Origin of the sequence: Janthinobacterium sp. HH104 (assembly GCF_001758715.1) — a bacterium.
Taxonomy (GTDB): domain Bacteria; phylum Pseudomonadota; class Gammaproteobacteria; order Burkholderiales; family Burkholderiaceae_D; genus Janthinobacterium; species Janthinobacterium aestuarii.
The window spans coordinates 120,597-138,766 of record NZ_LRIB01000033.1 but is presented as its reverse complement, the minus strand read 5'-3'; the positions used below and the strand labels follow the sequence as shown (position 1 = coordinate 138,766).

At 61.1% G+C, this 18,170-nt stretch carries 18 protein-coding genes; 8 read left to right on the top strand and 10 right to left on the bottom strand.

The annotated features are described in order from the left end of the window. Positions 1-26: 26 nt before the first annotated feature. From JAB6_RS13300 to JAB6_RS13285, 4 genes are all read right to left on the bottom strand, one after another. Entirely contained in the window at positions 27-290 is a 264-nt protein-coding gene (locus JAB6_RS13300; RefSeq protein WP_070303217.1) for a YfhL family 4Fe-4S dicluster ferredoxin, read from the bottom strand. A gap of 14 nt (positions 291-304) precedes the next feature. Further along, positions 305-802, bottom strand: coding sequence for a pantetheine-phosphate adenylyltransferase (gene coaD / locus JAB6_RS13295; protein WP_034752633.1), 498 nt, complete (start codon positions 800-802; stop codon positions 305-307). 100 nt (positions 803-902) lie between these two features. After that, on the bottom strand, positions 903-1,562 hold the full coding sequence (gene rsmD, locus JAB6_RS13290; RefSeq protein ID WP_139143379.1) for a 16S rRNA (guanine(966)-N(2))-methyltransferase RsmD: 660 nt from the start codon (positions 1,560-1,562) through the stop codon (positions 903-905). 69 nt (positions 1,563-1,631) lie between these two features. Beyond that, positions 1,632-2,528, bottom strand: a complete 897-nt coding sequence (locus tag JAB6_RS13285) for a DUF6279 family lipoprotein (protein ID WP_034752628.1) — start codon at positions 2,526-2,528, stop codon at positions 1,632-1,634. A gap of 26 nt (positions 2,529-2,554) precedes the next feature. Here JAB6_RS13285 and glmU point away from each other — a divergent pair, with 26 nt between their 5' ends. Then, a complete protein-coding gene (gene glmU / locus JAB6_RS13280) occupies positions 2,555-3,931 on the top strand; it encodes a bifunctional UDP-N-acetylglucosamine diphosphorylase/glucosamine-1-phosphate N-acetyltransferase GlmU (protein WP_070303215.1) in 1,377 nt (458 codons plus the stop codon). A gap of 652 nt (positions 3,932-4,583) precedes the next feature. Here the strand turns inward: glmU and JAB6_RS13275 are convergent. After that, positions 4,584-5,057: an Lrp/AsnC family transcriptional regulator gene (locus JAB6_RS13275; protein ID WP_034752625.1), complete on the bottom strand. Its 474-nt coding sequence runs from the start codon at positions 5,055-5,057 to the stop codon at positions 4,584-4,586. Between the two features lie 161 nt (positions 5,058-5,218). Here JAB6_RS13275 and glmS point away from each other — a divergent pair, with 161 nt between their 5' ends. Further along, complete coding sequence (gene glmS, locus JAB6_RS13270) at positions 5,219-7,048, top strand: glutamine--fructose-6-phosphate transaminase (isomerizing) (protein ID WP_034782627.1); 1,830 nt, start codon at positions 5,219-5,221, stop codon at positions 7,046-7,048. Between the two features lie 67 nt (positions 7,049-7,115). On the opposite strand, the gene JAB6_RS13265 is transcribed toward glmS, so the two are convergent. Both JAB6_RS13265 and JAB6_RS13260 read right to left on the bottom strand, forming a co-directional pair. Next, a complete protein-coding gene (locus JAB6_RS13265; protein WP_070303214.1) occupies positions 7,116-7,982 on the bottom strand; it encodes a methylenetetrahydrofolate reductase in 867 nt (288 codons plus the stop codon). Positions 7,983-7,995: 13 nt separating this feature from the next. Then, positions 7,996-8,877 carry a LysR family transcriptional regulator gene (locus JAB6_RS13260; protein WP_070303213.1) on the bottom strand — a complete coding sequence of 294 codons (882 nt, stop codon included), beginning with the start codon at positions 8,875-8,877 and terminating at the stop codon, positions 7,996-7,998. Between the two features lie 127 nt (positions 8,878-9,004). On the opposite strand from JAB6_RS13260, the gene msuE reads away from it, so the two are divergent. The 3 genes from msuE to JAB6_RS13245 are packed head-to-tail and all read left to right on the top strand — an operon-like array spanning position 9,005 to position 11,677. Then, complete coding sequence (gene msuE, locus JAB6_RS13255) at positions 9,005-9,586, top strand: FMN reductase (RefSeq protein WP_070303212.1); 582 nt, start codon at positions 9,005-9,007, stop codon at positions 9,584-9,586. Positions 9,587-9,646: 60 nt separating this feature from the next. Next, a complete protein-coding gene (locus tag JAB6_RS13250) occupies positions 9,647-10,624 on the top strand; it encodes a DUF1852 domain-containing protein (protein WP_070303211.1) in 978 nt (325 codons plus the stop codon). A 27-nt stretch (positions 10,625-10,651) separates the two neighbouring features. Beyond that, complete coding sequence (locus JAB6_RS13245; RefSeq protein ID WP_034752611.1) at positions 10,652-11,677, top strand: methionine synthase; 1,026 nt, start codon at positions 10,652-10,654, stop codon at positions 11,675-11,677. A 25-nt stretch (positions 11,678-11,702) separates the two neighbouring features. Here JAB6_RS13245 and JAB6_RS29325 read toward each other — a convergent pair whose 3' ends face one another. Together JAB6_RS29325 and JAB6_RS13240 are read right to left on the bottom strand one after the other, a co-directional pair. Next, positions 11,703-11,864 carry a hypothetical protein gene (locus tag JAB6_RS29325; protein WP_175444541.1) on the bottom strand — a complete coding sequence of 54 codons (162 nt, stop codon included), beginning with the start codon at positions 11,862-11,864 and terminating at the stop codon, positions 11,703-11,705. 151 nt (positions 11,865-12,015) lie between these two features. Further along, positions 12,016-13,683 (bottom strand): methyl-accepting chemotaxis protein, encoded by a 1,668-nt coding sequence (locus tag JAB6_RS13240; protein ID WP_070303210.1) that lies wholly within the window; start codon positions 13,681-13,683, stop codon positions 12,016-12,018. Between the two features lie 268 nt (positions 13,684-13,951). Between JAB6_RS13240 and JAB6_RS13235 the strand changes: the two genes are divergently transcribed. Next, positions 13,952-16,375 (top strand): DUF3772 domain-containing protein, encoded by a 2,424-nt coding sequence (locus tag JAB6_RS13235; protein WP_070303209.1) that lies wholly within the window; start codon positions 13,952-13,954, stop codon positions 16,373-16,375. 10 nt (positions 16,376-16,385) lie between these two features. Here the strand turns inward: JAB6_RS13235 and JAB6_RS13230 are convergent, their stop codons facing one another. Continuing rightward, the gene (locus tag JAB6_RS13230; protein WP_217494629.1) at positions 16,386-16,874 is read right to left on the bottom strand and encodes a DUF2938 domain-containing protein; all 489 of its coding nucleotides are present in this window, start codon (positions 16,872-16,874) and stop codon (positions 16,386-16,388) included. Positions 16,875-16,933: 59 nt separating this feature from the next. On the opposite strand from JAB6_RS13230, the gene JAB6_RS13225 reads away from it, so the two are divergent. Both JAB6_RS13225 and JAB6_RS13220 read left to right on the top strand, forming a co-directional pair. Continuing rightward, entirely contained in the window at positions 16,934-17,578 is a 645-nt protein-coding gene (locus JAB6_RS13225; RefSeq protein ID WP_070303207.1) for a metalloregulator ArsR/SmtB family transcription factor, read from the top strand. After that, positions 17,578-18,090 carry a ClbS/DfsB family four-helix bundle protein gene (locus tag JAB6_RS13220; RefSeq protein ID WP_070303206.1) on the top strand — a complete coding sequence of 171 codons (513 nt, stop codon included), beginning with the start codon at positions 17,578-17,580 and terminating at the stop codon, positions 18,088-18,090. The genes JAB6_RS13225 and JAB6_RS13220 overlap by 1 nt, the downstream gene beginning before the upstream one ends. The last annotated feature ends 80 nt before the right edge of the window (positions 18,091-18,170 follow it).

The following is an 18,170-nucleotide window of genomic DNA, read 5'->3' as shown; positions in this document are numbered from 1 at the left end:
GTCCAGAAGTGGCGCGGGGGAAATGCTTAAGGTTTGGCAGGCAGTTCCGCCTGCAGGCGTTCGTACTTGGCCATCAATTGTTCCGGGCTTTCGCGCCAGGCGGGATTGAAGGGGATGCAGCTGACGGGGCACACTTGCTGGCATTGCGGCTCGTCAAAGTGGCCCACGCATTCGGTGCACTTGTTGGGATCGATTTCGTAGATTTCCGCGCCCATGTAGATCGCGTCATTCGGGCACTCGGGCTCGCAAATGTCGCAATTGATGCATTCGTCGGTGATCAGTAATGCCATGATTTCACTCTTACTTATTGCGATGAGGCAGCATTGGCGGCAATCTTGTTTTGCAGCCAGCGGTTCACCGAGGGGAAGACAAACTTGGAGACGTCGCCGCCCAGTGCCGCGATTTCGCGCACGATGGTGCCCGAAATGAACTGGTACTGGTCGGACGGCGTCAGGAACATGGTTTCGACATCGGGCAACAGGTAGCGGTTCATGCCCGCCATCTGGAATTCGTATTCGAAGTCGGAAACGGCGCGCAAGCCGCGCACGATGACACGCGCCTCGTGCTTGCGCACGAAATCCTTGAGCAAGCCGGAAAAGCTTTCCACTTGCACATTCGGATAGTGGCCAAGCACTTCGTTGGCGATTTCCAGGCGTTCGTCGAGCGAGAAAAACGGTTGCTTGTTCTTGCTGTCGGCCACACCGACGATCAGCTTGTCAAACAGACCCGATGCGCGGCGCACCAAATCTTCATGACCACGCGTGAGCGGATCGAATGTTCCTGGATAAACGGCTACAACCATTGCGGCTCCCTGACGATGCACCAATATAGACGCGCATTATGCCTGAAATTGGTGCTGCGCCTCGGGCCAGGGAGCCTTTTTGCCTCATTTATAGGCAGATTCAGGCAGTTGCCGGCACTTTGTTGTAAGTTAGCAAATGATAATAAACGGTGCCCGCCTTGTCGGCGCGGATGACTTCCCACGGCGCCATCCATTCCGGCTTTTCCAGTGCGCTCGCTTCATCGAAGACCAGCGGCAAGCCCGATTCGGCATACACCATGCCGCCTTCCTTGAGCAGATTGGCGCACAGCGGCAGCACTTTTGCGAGGAAATCCTGCTGGTAAGGCGGATCGAGGAAGATCAGGTCGAAGCGCTGGCCGCGCGCTCCCAGGCCCTGCGCCGTCAGCAGGGCGTCGCCGCGCAGCAGCTGGACATTATCAGCGCGCAATTTCGTCTTGTTCTCTTCCAGCTGGCGGATCACGGGCGTGTGCGTGTCGACCATGGTGACGGACGCGGCGCCGCGGCTGGCCGCTTCGAAACCCAGCGCGCCGCTGCCGGCGAACAGGTCCAGCACCTGGGCGTTGGCCCAGTCGCCGTCGCGCAAGTGATTGATCCAGTTAAATACGGTTTCGCGCACGCGGTCCGGTGTCGGGCGCAAACCGAGTGCCTGCAAAACAGGCAGCACGGAGCGTTTCCACTGGCCGCCGATAATGCGCACCTGGTTCGGTGGCGGCGCGTGGTGGACAGGGACTTTGGCGGGTTTTTTAATCTTCTTTTGCATGGGGATTTCTTCAATTCGATGGCGGCCACTATAGCATATGGCCCCCTCGCCCCTGCTGGCGCTGCCTCTCTATTTGGGTTGTGTGGCCAGGGAATTGAAATCGTCGATCCAGCCCTGCATGCGCTTGACGGCGTGGGCCTTTTGCGCCGGCGTGGCGATTTTGATCACCGTCAAGACCATCTGCGCCGTGCTGCTTTCGTAGGCATCGAAGAAGGCCTTGCGCTCCGAATGTTCGAGGCGCTCGAAACTGTCCTTGATCAGGGTCGTGATCAAGCCCACGGTGGCGTCCTTGCCGAGTTTTTCCTGGTGAACCTTCTTGACCAGGTTCAACACATTCTGCTGGCGCCGCATGCGTTCGTCGAGCCAGATCTCATTGTTCAGCGGACGCGCGTCGGACGCCTTGCGGATGATGGCTTCCTGCTCGCTGCTGAAGCTGCCGAACCACAGTTCGAATTGCTCCATGGCCTTCTTGTAGCGCAGTTGCTGGCGCTTCTCCTGGTCGCCGCTCAGATATTTCTTGCGGTAATCATCATTGTTCGACTTGAACTTCTTTTCCATCTGCGCGATCTGCTCGGGTTTGAGCGAGCGCGCCAGGTCGGCCAGTTCGGGCGCCGCTTTCAGCAGCAGCGCCTGGGTGCGCTGCTTGATCTCGCTGTAATCGGCCATCAGGTCCGCCTGCGTGATATTGCCTTGCAGCTGCTTCTGGCCCGTGCGCAGGATTTCCACGTAATCCTTCAATTGCGTCTTGCGGTGCCAGTCGAACAGCTTGTCGATATCCTCGCGCACCCAGCCCTTCTGGTCGCGGTCGAGGTCGACATACGCGTTCAGCCACCAGTACAGCACGGTATCGCCATTGTTGTAGGCCAGGCGTAAGCCGCTGCAGCCTGCGACGATAATGAAAAGCATGGCCAGCACGGCGTAACGAAAGCGGCTGGAGAACGGGGCCTGCGTGTTAAACTTTTTCATATTCTTAACTTATAAAATTACGGTCTATGAACGTTGTCATTCTCGCTGCCGGTATGGGCAAACGCATGCAGTCGGCACTGCCCAAGGTATTGCACCCGTTGGCGGGCAAGCCATTGTTGTCGCACGTCATCGACACGGCGCGCGGCCTGGCGCCGTCCCGATTATGCGTGATTTACGGGCATGGGGGCGCAGCGGTGCTGAAGTTGCTCGACGGCTACAAGGTGAACCATGCCTTGCAGATCGATGCCGCTGAGCAGGCGCAGCAGCTGGGCACCGGCCATGCCGTGCAGCAAGCGCTGCCTTTGCTGGACGACAGCGTGCCGACCCTGATCCTGTACGGCGACGTGCCGCTGACCAGTACCGCTTCCCTGCAACAGCTGGTGCAGGCGGCTGGTAACGATAAGCTGGCCATTTTGACCGTGGAACAGGACGATCCCTTCGGCCTGGGCCGCATCGTGCGCGAGCACGGCGCCATCGTGCGCATCGTCGAGGAAAAGGATGCCACGCCAGTAGAGCGCGCCATCAAGGAAATCAACAGCGGCATCATGGTCGCGCCCACCGTGCAACTGAAGCAATGGCTGTCGGCCTTGTCGAATGACAATGCGCAAGGGGAATACTATTTGACCGATATCGTTGCCCAGGCCGTCGCCGACGGCGTGGCCGTCACCTCGGCGCATCCTGCCGCCGTGTGGGAAGTCGCGGGCGTCAACAGCAAGGTGCAGCTGGCCCAGCTGGAACGCATCCACCAGAACAATATCGCGCAAGCGCTGCTCGGGCGTGGTGTGACCCTGCTGGACCCGGCCCGCATCGACGTGCGCGGCGAACTCATTTGCGGCCGCGATGTCACCATCGACGTCGGCTGCGTATTTGAAGGCAGAGTCGAACTGGGCGACGGCGTGCGCGTGGGCGCCAACAACGTCTTCATCAACGCCACGGTGGCGCCCGGCGCGCACATCAAGCCCTTCTGCCATATCGAGGACGCCATCGTCGGCGCCGCTTCCATCATCGGCCCGTACGCGCGCCTGCGCCCGGGCACGGTCCTGGCGGAAGACGTGCACATCGGTAACTTCGTCGAGGTGAAAAACAGCCAGATCGCCGCGCACAGCAAGGCCAACCACCTGGCCTACATCGGCGACGCCACCATCGGCTCGAAGGTCAACATCGGCGCCGGCACGATTACCTGCAACTACGATGGCGTGAACAAGTTCCGCACGGTGATTGAAGACGACGCTTTCATTGGCAGCGACAGCCAGCTGATCGCGCCCGTCACCGTCGGCAAGGGCGCCACTCTGGGCGCCGGCACGACCTTGTCGAAAGATGCGCCGGCCGGCAAGCTGACCGTTTCGCGCGCGCGGCAAGTGACCATCGACGGCTGGACGCGTCCCGTGAAAATCAAGAAGTAAGCGCACCGCCCTCGGTACGCATGACGCCGTCAGCCTGTCCGGGCTGACGGCGTTTTTTTACGCCTGTGGATAATCCTGTGGAGAGTTGGCTGACAACCCGGGATAAGTCCGACCATTTTTCCCATCCCGTATTTTCTCCGTATTGTTGTATGTGGATAAACATGTGAACAAGCATGCGGACAAGTGATGGATAAGCCCGGTATAAGCTGCGTATAAACGGTCAAGAACCTGTGGAAAAGACGGGATAAGTTTTTTGGCCCAGCTTGCCGCTCCAGCATACAAGCCAGTCCGGGCAGACTGAAAAAGCATCGCCGATTTTTTGCTTGCCTGGACTGTGGATAAGCTTGTGTGCAATCTACGGATAAGTGATGAATAACTTATAAGTCATTGTATTGTAAGGATATTCAAGAGTTATTCGTAAGTATGGGCTGTGGGTAAAGCTGTGCAAAAGCCTGTGCTTAAAGCATGGACAAGCGATGGATAAGACGGGATAAGTTTTTACACGGCAGTAGCTACACATTTATTGAACGGCCTCCTGCGAGGCCGGATGTGGCAGCCGTGAAAATCCGCGATTTTTACACTGTGGATAAACTTGTGTATAAGCATGTGAAAAGAGAGGGATAAGCAGGGATAACTGTTCTGTCCGCTTGCTTCATACAGCGATGCGCGTCTCGAACTTGCTGCGGAACGTGGAAAAATAGCTTTTCACGTTGCGCACATTCGCGTGCGCGGCAAACAGCCGGTGCGCCAGCGCGTGGTAGGCGGGCATGTCGGCCACTTGCACCATCAGCACGAAATCGGGCCCGGGCGAGACGCGGTAGCATTGCAGCACGGCCGCTTCCTGCGCCACCAGTTGCTCGAATTCCGCCATGCGCTCCGCCGCCTGTACGTCGAGCGTGATTTCCACGATGGCAGTCAGGCGCGCGCCCACCAGCTGCGGCGCGACGATGGCCACTTGCCGCTCGATGACGCCGCTTTCCCTTAAATGCTTGACCCGCCGCAAACACGTGGGCGCCGAGACGTGCACCGCTTGCGCCAGTTCACTGTTGGTTTGCGATGCATCAATTTGCAAGGCGTTCAGGATGCGACGATCGATTTCGTCGAGGGTAATGTTGTCTTCGCTCATGGTCTTGATGAATTAGATAATATATCGAGTTTAAATGAAATAATATTTCATCATAAAATAGAGGTGAAATATTCAGTCAAATATACACGGATTTAGAAAGCATATTTCACGCGCTCTGCATTAGCATGCATGCATTGATTAAATTTTAGACAGAGGTTTCCATGTGCGGCATCGTCGGCGCAGTAGCGCAACGTAATATCACTCCCATCCTGGTCGAGGGCTTGAAGCGCCTGGAATACCGCGGCTACGATTCCTGCGGCATCGCCCTGCATGCGGATGGCCGCTTGCAGCGCTCGCGCTCCACCTCGCGCGTGGCCGAGCTGGAAAAGCAGATCGCCGAAGAAGGCTTGAGCGGTTTCACGGGCATCGCCCACACGCGCTGGGCCACGCATGGCGCCCCTGTCTCCTTCAATGCCCACCCGCACTTTTCCCCAACGGAAGAGAACGCCCGGGTGGCGCTAGTGCATAACGGCATCATCGAAAACCACGACGAACTGCGCGCAGAACTGACGGCCCTCGGTTATGTCTTCCAGAGCCAGACGGACACGGAAGTGATCGCCCACCTGGTCGAGCACATGTATAACGGCGACCTGTTCGAGACCGTGCAGCAAGCCGTCAAACGCCTCGATGGCGCGTATGCGATCGCCGTGTTCTGCCGCGACGAACCGCACCGCGTGGTCGCCGCGCGCCAGGGTTCGCCTCTGATCGTCGGCCTGGGCAATGGTGAAAACTTTGTCGCGTCCGACGCCATGGCCCTGGCCGGCACGACGGACCAGATCATCTACCTGGAAGAAGGCGACGTGGTCGACCTGCAACTGTCGCGCTGCTGGATCGTCGACGTTGATGGCAAGCCCGTCGAGCGCGAAGTGAAAACCGTGCACGCGCACACGGGCGCGGCCGAGCTGGGTCCTTACCGCCACTACATGCAGAAGGAAATCTTCGAGCAGCCGCGCGCCATCGGCGACACCTTGGAAGGCGTGACGGGCATCATGCCGGAACTGTTCGGCGACGACGCCTATAAAATCTTCAAGCAGATCGACCGCGTGCTGATCCTGGCCTGCGGCACCAGCTCGTACGCGGGCATGACGGCGAAATACTGGATCGAGTCGATCGCCAAGGTACCCGTCAGCGTGGAAGTGGCCAGCGAATACCGCTACCGCGACAGCGTGCCGCACCCGAACACGCTGGTGGTGACCATTTCGCAAAGCGGCGAAACGGCCGACACCCTGGCCGCGCTGAAACATGCGCGCAGCCTGGGCATGCAGCACACCTTGACCATCTGCAACGTGGCCACCAGCGCCATGGTGCGCGAATGCGCGCTGGCCTACATCACGCGCGCCGGCGTGGAAGTGGGCGTGGCATCCACCAAAGCGTTCACGACGCAGCTGGCCGGTCTGTTCCTGCTGACCTTGTGCCTGGCGCAAGTCAATGGCCACCTGTCCGAAGAGCAGGAAGCGGCGCACCTGAAAGCCATGCGCCACTTGCCTGTCGCCATCGCTTCCGTGCTGGCGCTGGAACCGCAAATCATCGCCTGGTCCGAAGAATTCGCGCGCAAGGAAAACGCCCTCTTCCTCGGTCGCGGCATGCACTACCCGATCGCCCTGGAAGGCGCGTTGAAACTGAAGGAAATCTCGTACATTCACGCCGAAGCGTATCCAGCCGGCGAATTGAAGCACGGCCCGCTGGCCCTGGTGACAAATGAAATGCCGGTCGTCACCATCGCGCCAAACGACGCCCTGATCGAAAAGCTGAAATCGAACATGCAGGAAGTGCGCGCCCGCGGCGGCCAACTGTACGTCTTCGCCGACGTCGATTCGCGCATCAGCTCCGGCGAAGGCCTGCACGTCATCCGCCTGCCTGAGCACTACGGCGATTTGTCGCCGATCCTGCACGTGGTGGCGCTGCAATTGCTGGCGTATCACACGGCGCTGGCACGCGGTACGGACGTGGACAAGCCACGCAATCTGGCCAAGTCGGTGACGGTGGAGTAAGCAGGGCGGATGGTGTATTGCTCTGGTGGCGCAATGTCACCAGAGCGGCGGTCGTCGCACAGGATGCTCAAAGGCCTGGGTCGGTACGAGCACGGTATTGCTCTATCCACTTCACCGACTGTACGATGCCGCCAAATGGAAAGAAATGCAGGCTGACCTCGCCATGTGCTGCTGTCAGGCCGGCGGCCAGGCGATCTACAAACAGATCGGGTCCCGCCGTGCCGAACAGCTTGCCGATTGAGACCCCGTACTTTGACCACATCGATGCGCAGGCGCCCACGCCGCATAATGCGGCATAGCGCGCCAGCACTGCGATGCTCGCGGGGCCCGGCACGCCCACGCGCACGGGATGGTTGATGCCACGCGCGCGCAGCGCTTCCAGCCACGTCAACACGATGTCGGCATCAAAGGCGAATTGCGTGACGATCAAGGGCGCCATGCCACGCATCTCGATGCTGTGGCACTTGCGTTCAAGCACCTCCCACTGTTCGGCCTTGCTCATCACCGGATGGCCTTCCGGGTGGCCACCCACGCCGATCACTTTCATGCCCGCGCGCTCGAAAACGCCGGTGTCGATCAGCGCGGCACTGTCGGCAAACGGCCCCACCGGGATCGATGGATCGCCAGCGATGACGAAGCAGCGCTCGACGCCCGCTTCAGCGGCCGCGCGCTGGACGAATAATTCAAACCCGGCAAGCGAAGCGATACGGCGCGCAGACAAATGCGGCATGGGCTCAAAGCCGAGGCTGCGCACGGCCCGCGCTGCGGCCAGCCGCGCGTCGTCATCCTCGCGTGCCAGGTAGGGAATGGCAATGGTGGACCCGAGCAATATCCGCGGCGCCGCCGCGCTCAGCGCAGCAATGTCCTTCGTACTGGCTTCCAGGGAATAGGCGTGCGTGATGTTGCCGGCGGGCCTGGGATTATCGCGATGCATCAACGGTTTTACCTTAGCTTCCTTGCGCCATGGCGATGAAGGCCTTGACGTAGTCGATGGCGGTGTCCGTCTCGCGTGCGCCCAGGAAGATCTGCTTGGCGATGCCGCGCGGACCCAGCCGCACAGGCACCACGTCCATCTTGGCCGCGTATTCCTCGACCAGCCAGCGCGGCAGGGCGGCCACGCCGCGGCCGCTGGCTACCATCTGCAGCATGATGTCGGTCGTTTCGATGGCTTTGTGGCGCTTGGGCGTGACGCCGGCCGGCAACAGGAACTGGTTGTAGATGTCCAGGCGTTCGATGTCCACGGGGTAACTGATCAGCACTTCCTGTGTCAGCTGCTGGGGCTTCACATAGGCTGCCGACGCCAGGGCATGACCCTTGGCCACGACGAGCACCTGCTCGTAGTCGAACACGGGTTCGAATGTCAGCCCCGGCTTGTACAGCGGGTCGGGCGTGACCAGCAGGTCGATCTCGTAGCCGAACAGCGCGCCGATCCCGCCGAACTGGAACTTCTGCTTGACGTCCACATCCACGTCGGGCCACGCGGCCAGATAAGGAGACACCACTTTGAGCAGCCACTGGTAGCAAGGGTGGCATTCCATGCCGATGCGCAACGCGCCGCGCTCACCCTGCGCGAACTGCCCCAAGCGCTCTTCGGCCAGGTCCAGTTGCGGCAGCACCCGGTTCGCCACCGCCAGCAAATACTGGCCGGCCTGCGTCAGGCGCAGGTTGCGCCCTTCGCGCAGCCAGACGTCGGTGCCCAGTTGCTGCTCCAGCTTCTTCATGCTGTGGCTCAAGGCCGACTGGGTCAGGTTCAGTACGCCTGCGGCGGCCGTCAAGGACCCTTGTTTCTCGACTTGCTGGACGATGCTGAGGTGGATGCGTTCAAGCATTGAAATGAGCCATATTCATGGATGTATGAAATAAGACCATTATACTTCATCGATCCCCGCCGTTATCATCCGTCCTCTTGCTGTTGGCATTCTTAGCCCTCGCGCATCACTCCCTATGAAAGCAAACATGACACGTCCACTTCGCTTAGTCGCCGTTTCCGGCGGGCTGCAACGCCCTTCCAAGGCTGCCGCCCTGGCCGAGCACCTGATGGACCTGATCGCTGAGGAAGTGCTGTGCGAACAACGCCTGGTCGAACTGGGGCAGCTCGCGCCGCAGCTGGCCGGCGCAACCTGGCGCTCCCATCTGCCCGAGGCGGTGGAGCGGGAACTCGCGGCGGTCGAGCAAGCGGACATCCTGGTGGTGGCGACACCGGTCTATCGTGGCTCGTACACGGGCCTGTTCAAGCATTTCTTCGACTTCATTGACCAGGACGCCTTGATCGACAAGCCCGTCTTGCTGGCGGCTACCGGCGGCAGCGAGCGCCATGCCTTGATGATCGACCACCAGTTGCGGCCGCTGTTCAGCTTCTTCCAGGCACGCACATTGCCGCTGGGCGTCTACGCGACCGACAAGGACTTTACCGACTACCGTCTGCAAGACGAGGCCCTGATCCAGCGCGCCACCTTGGCGGTGCAGCGGGCCTTGCCCTTGATCGGCTTGACGCGCCATGCGAGATCCGCCACCGCTGAAGAGCTGGTCGCGGCCTGATACGCATCACCACGGTCAATCAACATATTCACCTTTTCGCAGACATCAGGACAGATCACCATGAGCAAAGATTTTGTATTCAGCATCAAGAGCATTGTTTTCGATGAAAACTATCACCCATCGGACAGCACGCGATTGACGACCAACTTTGCCAATCTGGCCAGAGGAGAGCGTCGCCAGGAGAACTTGCGCAATACCTTGAAAATGATCGACAGCCGCTTCAACAGCCTGGCGCACTGGGACAACCCGAAGGCAGACCGCTACTCCGTCGAGCTTGAAATCATTTCCGTCGCGTTGAATATCGATGCCGAAGGCGACAATATTCCATTGATCGAGATATTGAAGCCGAACATCATCGATAAAAAAACCAATGAGCGCATCGATGGCATCGCCGGGAATAACTTCTCCTCCTACGTGCGCGATTACGACTTCAGCGTGCTGCTGCCAGAGCACAACAATAATAAATCCACGTTTGGCACGCCGGACAACTTCGGCGATTTCCATGGCAAGCTGTTCAAGCACTTTGTCAGGTCAGACACCTATAAAGCGCACTTCAGCAAGCCGCCCGTTATCTGCATCAGCGCCTCGAGCAGCAAGACCTATCAGCGCACTGAAAACCAGCACCCCATCTTGGGCGTCGAGTACCAACAAAATGAGTTCTCGTCGACCGATGAATATTTCGAAAAGATGGGGATGCAGGTGCGCTATTTCATGCCGCCGAACAGCTCCGCGCCGCTGGCTTTCTACTTTATCGGCGACCTGCTGGCCGACTACAGCAATCTTGAACTGATCGGCACCATCAGCACGATGGAAACGTTCCAAAAGATCTACCGGCCCGAAATTTACAACGCCAATTCCGCAGCGGGGAAGTTGTATCAGCCCAGCCTGAAGAACCAGGATTACTCCTTGACGCAGATTGTCTATGACCGGGAAGAGCGCAGCCAGCTGGCGGTCAAGCAGGGCAAATATACGGAAGAGCACTTCATCAAACCATACAAGAATATTCTTGAACAATGGTCTGCCAACTACGCGCTCTGATTAAAAAAATAAACGAAAGCATTCAACATGAAAAAATTATTGCCTACTTCCACTGCCGGCAGCTTGCCCAAACCTTCCTGGCTGGCACAGCCTGAAAAACTGTGGTCGCCGTGGAAATTACAGGACGAGGAATTGATCGAGGGCAAACAGGATGCTCTGCGTTTGTCACTGCAGGAACAGCAGCACGCAGGCATCGATATCGTCAGTGACGGCGAACAGACCCGTCAGCATTTCGTCACCACGTTTATCGAGCATCTGAGTGGCGTGGATTTTGACAAACGCGAGACTGTCAGGATCCGTGACCGCTACGATGCGAGCGTGCCGACCGTCGTGGGCGCGGTGAGCCGCCCGAAGCCGGTTTTCGTGGAAGACGCCAAGTTCTTACGCCAGCAAACCAAGCAGCCGATCAAATGGGCCCTGCCAGGTCCGATGACGATGATCGATACGCTGTATGACAGCCACTACAAGAGCCGTGAAAAGCTGGCCTGGGAATTCGCCAAGATCCTCAATCAGGAAGCGAGGGAATTGGAGGCTGCCGGCGTCGACATCATCCAGTTTGACGAACCTGCATTCAATGTCTTCTTTGATGAGGTCAATGACTGGGGGATTGCCACCCTGGAAAGGGCGATCGAAGGACTCAAGTGCGAAACGGCCGTCCATATTTGCTACGGCTACGGCATCAAGGCCAATACGGACTGGAAAAATACGCTGGGCTCCGAGTGGCGCCAATATGAAGAGTCTTTCCCGAAGCTGCAGAAATCGAATATCGACATCATCTCGCTCGAATGCCACAACTCGCGTGTGCCCATCGACCTGATTGAACTCATCCGTGGCAAGAAGGTGATGGTCGGCGCCATCGACGTGGCCAGCAATACGATTGAAACACCGGAGGAAGTCGCCAACACCCTGCGCAAAGCGCTGCGCTTTGTCGATGCCGACAAACTCTACCCGAGCACCAACTGCGGCATGGCGCCCCTGGCTCGCCAGGTCGCAAGAGGCAAGTTGAATGCGCTCAGCGCAGGCGCGGCAATCATCCGGGGAGAGCTTTCCTAGCCGGCTGGTGAAGTTACGCCCGTGCTTAAGCCGGGCGCAAGTGCTCCTCCATCCGTGCCCGCAAGGCTGCGTTCAGCAGCGGCGCCACCTGCGCAAAAGCTTTGTCGATGCGCGCCAGCAGGGCATCGACATCATCTTCCGCCTGTTGGCGTGTGGCGAAGCCGAAACGGGTTACGTCGAGCAGCATGGCGTCGCGCGTGATGTCGCGGCGGCCGGCGGATTGTGGTTTTTAATTGGAAGAATATGAACGCCGCAGTTAATTTTTAAAGTGAACATAAAACTGAATTTAATACGATTAAATTCAATCTTATGTTCATGTGATCCGTCGTCGCGCTATTCTAGAATTCCTCCCACTGTGCCGGCGCGCAGGCGCGTTGCGGTGCCGCTGCCACGGCCACGCGCATTGCCGTACCGGCCGCTGGCCGCGCGGCAGGTGTTGGCAAGGTCGCCGCTGGCACGCCGCCCAGTTTAAATGCGCTCACCACCTGCGCCAGGGTCGCCGCCTGCTCCTGCATGGCCGCCGCGGCGGCCGCCGACTCTTCCACCAGGGCCGCGTTTTGCTGGGTGACGTTGTCCATCTCGCTGATGGCCTGGTTGATTTGCTCGATGCCGGCCGTCTGTTCCGCGCTGGCCGAGGTGATTTCTTCCATGATGTCGGTAACGCGGCGCACGCTGTCGACCATGTCGGTCATGGTGTTGCCGGCTTGATGCACGAGCTCGCTGCCGGCCGCCACGCTCCGGGTCGAGTCGTCGATCAGGGTCTTGATTTCCTTGGCCGCGGCAGCCGAGCGGTGCGCCAGGCTGCGCACTTCCGTGGCCACGACGGCAAAGCCGCGGCCCTGCTCGCCCGCGCGCGCCGCTTCCACGGCCGCGTTCAAGGCCAGAATGTTGGTCTGGAAGGCGATGCCATCGATGACGCCGATGATGTCGGCGATCTTGTTCGACGAGGCGTCGATTTGCCGCATGGTCGCCACCACTTGCGCGATGACGGCGCCGCCGCGCTGCGCCACGCCGGAGGCCGTGTCGGCCAGCACATGCGCCTGACGCGCATTGTCGGCATTCTGCTTGACGGTCGAGGTCAGCTCTTCCATGGATGACGCCGTCTCTTCCAGCGAGCTGGCTTGTTGCTCCGTGCGCGCAGACAGGTCCAAGCTGCCCGCCGCCACTTCGGACGAGGCCGAGGCGATCGTTTCCGTGCCGGCACGCACCGTGCCCACCGTTTGCGCCAGGTTGTCGTTCATGCGCTTGAGCGCCTGCAACAGTTGCCCCATTTCATCGCGCGACTGCACTGTGATGTGGCTGCGCAAATCGCCTGCGGCCACTGTGTTGGCCACCTGCAGCGCCGTGGCGACGGGGCCGGTGATCGAGCGTGTGATGCCATACGCCAAGGCCGCTGCGATGGCCAAGGCCGCCAGCGACATGCCGACCAGCAAGGTGCGCGTGTTGGCATACGTGGCATTGGCATTGTCGCCCGCCGTGTTGGCCAGGGTGTTTTGCAAGCTGATCTGTTCAGCAATCAATTGCTTGTAGACGAGTAAGACGGGGCGCAGCTGGCCGTACAGATAGGCGCTGCTGTCGTCCGGCGTGCCGCTCCTGATCAGTTCAAGCAAGGCCTCCTGCCCCTGCGCGTAGCGCGTGTTGGCATCGTTCATCTTGGCCAGCAGCGCGCGTTCACGGTCCGAATCGAGCATGTCCGCGAGCTTGCCGAGATTGCTGGCCGCCGCCTGGCGCGCGGCCAGGATGGCGTCCGTTTGCTTGCGCTGGTCGGCCGGATCGGCGCTGAGCATCATGTTGCGCAGGGCAATGGCGATGTCGTTGATGTTGGCCGAGACGCTGTTGGCGAGCTCGATCTTCGGCATGCTGTCATGCACGATATGGCCGGTGCCCTGGTTGATCTTGCCCAGCATGGCAATGCCCAGGCAGGAGATGATGATCAGCATGGCGCCGATGGCGCCAAAGCCCACGGCGAGGCGGGTGCCGATGGTCAGGTTGGATAAAAACTTCATGGCGGTCTCAATACGGAGGGAATGGTCAAAAGGTCGGCGGCTGCGGATTGGGGGCCGCGCCGCCAAGCGGAGGACGATCCTAGACCTTTTTATGTGATATTTCCATAGGGCAATATGCCTAGTCGCCCCCTTGGATGCACGCCGGTTCCGCCTGTTCTGCGGCTTGCGCGTGTTTTCAGCTATATTGGCAGGCACCCGCCGGGCGGCAGGCCATGACCGGCGTCGCCGCCGATTCGGCAATTTTTCCCATTTTCAGCCTTAGGTCCGCATGACTTCTTTCCGTCTCCGTTTCTTCCCCTTCCTGCTGGCGTTGTTGCTGGCCTGCTCGCTGGCCCCGCCGCCCGCCTGGTCGCAGCCCGTCGACGACGCCGCCACGGCCGACCAGCGTCTCGATGGCTTGCGCAAGCAGATTACCGGTATCCAGAAGGCGCTCGATGGCGAGGCGGAGCTCGATGACGCGACCCTGTCGCAGATGCGCACCGATGCCTTGGCGGCCAGCGCCGAGGCGGACAAGGTGGCCGATGCGCTCGCGCCTACGCTCACCAGCGTGCAGGCGCGGCTGGCCGAGCTGGGCAAGCCGGCGGCGGGGATCAAAGATGCCCCCGACGTGGCGGCGCAGCGCAGCCAGCTGGACCGCACCAGCAGCGCGCTCGATGCGCAAGTAAAACTGGCGCGCTTGCTGGCCGTGGAAGCGACGCAGGCGTCGGAGCAGGTGTCGACGGTGCGCCGCGCGCAGTTGCAGGCGCGCCTGGGCGAACGCACGGCGTCGATTCTGGCCGGCTCGTTCTGGAAGCAGCTGCATGCGGAATTGCCGCAGAACCTGCAGCGCTTGCGGGCGCTGGAGCTGGAATTGGCGAACGCGGCAAGCGCCACGCCGTGGTCGGCCTGGGGTGGCTTGTTGGCCGCCATCGTGGCCGTGATCGGCGCCAGCGTCTGGATTTCGCGCTATTTGCTGGTGGTCACGTCCACGCGCGTGCCGCATGGCCGTTTGCGCCGTTCGCTGCATGCGCTGGCCGTGCTGGTGCTGGCGCTGGCCACGCCGGGCCTGGTGGCGGAATTGCTGGCCATGGGCTTGCGCTGGGAGGGCGGCCTGTCCGAAAAAACCTCGACTTTCCTCAGCAGCTTGATCGGCATCATCTGTTTTGCCGGTTTTACGGCAGGGCTGGGCCACGCGCTGCTGTCGCCGCGCCGCGTGTCGTGGCGTCTGCTGCCCCTGCCCGATGCGCTGGCGCACCGCATGCGCAATTTTCCATCGATGTTTTCCTTCATCGTCGTGCTCGTGTGGGCGACGGAACGGGTCACCATCGTCATCAATGCGGGCCTGTCGACGGCCGTGGCCGTCAACTGCATCGTCGCCCTCGTGATGAGCACGACCATCGCCTACGGCCTGATGCGGGCCGAGCGCTGCTGGCGCCAGTTGCGCGAGGCCGATCCCGCCACCCTCGTCACGCCGCTGTGGCTGCGCTGCGTCACGGTGCTGCTGTGGCTGGCGCTGGCGTCCAGCGTCATCAGCTTGCTGGTCGGCTATGTGGCGTTCGGCAGCTTTGTCGCCAAGCAAATCGCCTGGGTCATCGTCGTGGTGTGCAGCACGTATCTGCTGACGGTGCTGGTTGACGATATCTGCATGCTGCTGGCCTCCACCCCGCCGCCGCCCGACGCGGCCCATCCCGTGCTGGCCACGCCCAAGGCGCGCGACCAGGCGGCCGTGCTGCTGTCGGGCATCGGCCGCGCCATCGTCGTGCTGCTGGCTCTGATGCTGCTGCTGGCGCCGTTTGGCGAAGGTCCGGGCGAGCTGTTCCAGCGTGTCGGCAAGCTGCAGGATGGCCTGGCCATTGGCGAGGTGGCGATCCGCCCGGCCGCCATGATCCAGGCGCTGCTGGTGCTGGTCGTCGGCTTTATCGCGCTGGGCCTGTTCAAGCGCTGGCTGCAAAACAGTTATTTGCCGACCACCAATCTCGATACCGGCATGCAAGTGTCGTTCATCACCCTGTTCGGCTACATCGGCGGCGTGCTGGCCGTGGCGCTGGCCCTGTCGGCGGCCGGCATCGGCCTCGAGCGCATCGCGTGGGTGGCGTCGGCCTTGTCGGTGGGTATCGGTTTTGGCTTGCAGGCTGTGGTGCAGAACTTTGTTTCCGGCCTGATCCTGCTGGCCGAGCGTCCCGTCAAAGTGGGCGACTGGGTGTCGTTAGGCGGCGTGGAGGGCGACATTCGCCGCATCAATGTGCGCGCCACGGAAATTCAGCTGGGCGACCGCTCCACGGTGATCGTGCCGAACTCGGAATTCATTACCAAGACGGTGCGCAACGTGACCCTGGCCAATCCGCTGGGCCTGGTGCAGGTCAAGCTGCCGCTGCCGCTGGGCACGGATGCGCAGGTGGCGCGCGCGCTGATCCTGTCCGTCTTTGTCGACAATCCCGACGTGCTCGACACACCGGCGCCGAATGTGCAGCTGGACGGCATCGACAATGGCCTGTTGTTGTTCAACGCCACCGGCTTTGCCTCGTCGCCGCGCCTGACGTCGGGCATCCGCAGCGCGCTGCTGTTCGAACTGCTTAAGCGCCTGGACGAGGCGAATATCGCGATCGCCAAGCCCAGCACGATGGTGCTGAGCACCGTGCCGGCGCAGCCCGAGGCGCCGGCCATGTCAGCCGTTGCACCGGCGCCCGCACCGGTACCGCCGCTGACGAGCTAGTCGGCACAAGTCAGCGCACGGTCGACCACAGCAGGGCCGCCAGGTACAGGCCGACGCCGAACGCCGTGTGCGCCATCAGGCTGCGCAGGCGGGCGGCGTTTGGGTGCGGCGTCTTGCTGGCGGCCAGGCCGGCGCCCATGCCCGGCTGCAAGATGCAAAATGGCGCGGCCACGCTCACGAGACCCGCCAGCAGCGCCGGCGCGAACGTCGGCTGGCTGACCCACTCCTGTCCCACCAGCGCCAGCAGCACGGCCGCAAACAGCACGCCGATCAGGTAATGGGCCGTCCAGCCCAGGATGGCTTCATCGCGCACGGGCGCCGCCTGGGCGATATTGGTGTGCGTCACGGTGCCGCGCGGCAGATGGCCGAGCCAGCGCCCCACCATCGCAAAGTTCAGCGAGGGAATGCACCAGAAGCGTTTCAAGGCCACTGCCCACACATCCATCACCGCCGTCGCGCCCACGCCGATTGCCAGCGCATCGAGCCAGAGTATTTGCATTGCCGCTCCTAACATTCAATTGATTGCTTGAATGTTATAAGGGTGCTAGCATCGTGTCAATGAAAAATGCCGATATCGAATTCCTCACCGGTTCCGCCGGGTTTGCCCATATTTTAGGCAGCGCGCCGCGTTTGCGCCTGCTCGAGCAGATCGTGCATGGCGAGTACGCGGTGGAGCAGCTGGTGGAGTTGACGGGCTTGTCCGTGGCGAATACGTCCCAGCATCTGCAGCAGTTGCGGCGCGCCGGTTTCGTGCAGGCACGGCGCGACGGCAAGCGCGTGCTGTACCGGCTCGGCAGCGGACCCATCGTGCAACTGCTGGCCGCGTTGGACGTGTATGCGCAGCACCAGCGCAGCGAGTTGCAGGCGCTGGGCCGGGGCGACCACGTGGAAGCGATCACGGGCGACGAACTGCTCGAGCGCATGCGCGAAGCCAGCATCACCGTGCTCGACGTGCGGCCCGCGCAGGAGTTTGCCGTCGGCCACTTGCCCGGTGCGGTCAATATTCCTATTGATGACTTGCAGCGCCGCCTCGACGAATTGCCCGCGAACGCAGAGATCGCCGCCTACTGCCGCGGCCCGTATTGCGTGCTGTCCGTGCAGGCCGTGGCGGCCCTGCGCCAGTACGGCTTGCAGGCGCGCCGTCTCGGCAGCGGTTACGACGATTGGCAGGCGGCTGGCTTGCCAGTCGTCAAGGCGGCCTGATGGCGGTCCCCAACAGCAAGTCGGAACTGATCGAAGCGATTACCACCACGTATGCGAAACTGGTGCAGGAGCTGGCGCGCGTGCCGCCAGCGCTGGCGCGTGCACCCGTGCTGGAAGGACAAGTGGCGGGTACGCGCATGAGCGTGTGCGATCTGCTCGCCTACCTGGTTGGCTGGAATGAGCTGGTCTTGCACTGGCACGCGCAGCTGCGCGATGGCAAACACATCGAGGACATCGCCTTTCCCGCCGAAGGTTTCACGTGGAACGCTCTGGGAAAACTGGCGCAGCGCTTCTATGCCGACTATGCTGAACTGAGCATGGACGAGTTGCTGCAGCGCCTGGAGCTGGCGAAAAACCAGTTGCTGGCGCTGGTCGACGCGCACGATGACGCCCAATTGTATGGCCGGCCCTGGTACACGCATTACACGATGGGACGCATGATCCAGTTCAACACGGCGTCGCCGTATGCGAACGCGCGCACGCGCTTGCGGGCCTGGCTCAAGACCTTGTAGCACCCGCAGCGGCAGGCTTGCACGATTGCATCAGTACGCTCGGAAAACTTTTCAGGCAGGATAGTGGTTTCAAGCGCAAC

Coding starts and splice junctions, on each gene's coding strand:
- JAB6_RS13300 (WP_070303217.1), bottom strand. CDS start 290: ATGGCATTACTGATCACCGACGAATGCATCAATTGCGACATTTGCGAG.
- coaD (WP_034752633.1), bottom strand. CDS start 802: ATGGTTGTAGCCGTTTATCCAGGAACATTCGATCCGCTCACGCGTGGT.
- rsmD (WP_139143379.1), bottom strand. CDS start 1,562: ATGCAAAAGAAGATTAAAAAACCCGCCAAAGTCCCTGTCCACCACGCG.
- JAB6_RS13285 (WP_034752628.1), bottom strand. CDS start 2,528: ATGAAAAAGTTTAACACGCAGGCCCCGTTCTCCAGCCGCTTTCGTTAC.
- glmU (WP_070303215.1), top strand. CDS start 2,555: ATGAACGTTGTCATTCTCGCTGCCGGTATGGGCAAACGCATGCAGTCG.
- JAB6_RS13275 (WP_034752625.1), bottom strand. CDS start 5,057: ATGAGCGAAGACAACATTACCCTCGACGAAATCGATCGTCGCATCCTG.
- glmS (WP_034782627.1), top strand. CDS start 5,219: ATGTGCGGCATCGTCGGCGCAGTAGCGCAACGTAATATCACTCCCATC.
- JAB6_RS13265 (WP_070303214.1), bottom strand. CDS start 7,982: ATGCATCGCGATAATCCCAGGCCCGCCGGCAACATCACGCACGCCTAT.
- JAB6_RS13260 (WP_070303213.1), bottom strand. CDS start 8,877: ATGCTTGAACGCATCCACCTCAGCATCGTCCAGCAAGTCGAGAAACAA.
- msuE (WP_070303212.1), top strand. CDS start 9,005: ATGACACGTCCACTTCGCTTAGTCGCCGTTTCCGGCGGGCTGCAACGC.
- JAB6_RS13250 (WP_070303211.1), top strand. CDS start 9,647: ATGAGCAAAGATTTTGTATTCAGCATCAAGAGCATTGTTTTCGATGAA.
- JAB6_RS13245 (WP_034752611.1), top strand. CDS start 10,652: ATGAAAAAATTATTGCCTACTTCCACTGCCGGCAGCTTGCCCAAACCT.
- JAB6_RS29325 (WP_175444541.1), bottom strand. CDS start 11,864: ATGCTGCTCGACGTAACCCGTTTCGGCTTCGCCACACGCCAACAGGCG.
- JAB6_RS13240 (WP_070303210.1), bottom strand. CDS start 13,683: ATGAAGTTTTTATCCAACCTGACCATCGGCACCCGCCTCGCCGTGGGC.
- JAB6_RS13235 (WP_070303209.1), top strand. CDS start 13,952: ATGACTTCTTTCCGTCTCCGTTTCTTCCCCTTCCTGCTGGCGTTGTTG.
- JAB6_RS13230 (WP_217494629.1), bottom strand. CDS start 16,874: ATGCAAATACTCTGGCTCGATGCGCTGGCAATCGGCGTGGGCGCGACG.
- JAB6_RS13225 (WP_070303207.1), top strand. CDS start 16,934: ATGAAAAATGCCGATATCGAATTCCTCACCGGTTCCGCCGGGTTTGCC.
- JAB6_RS13220 (WP_070303206.1), top strand. CDS start 17,578: ATGGCGGTCCCCAACAGCAAGTCGGAACTGATCGAAGCGATTACCACC.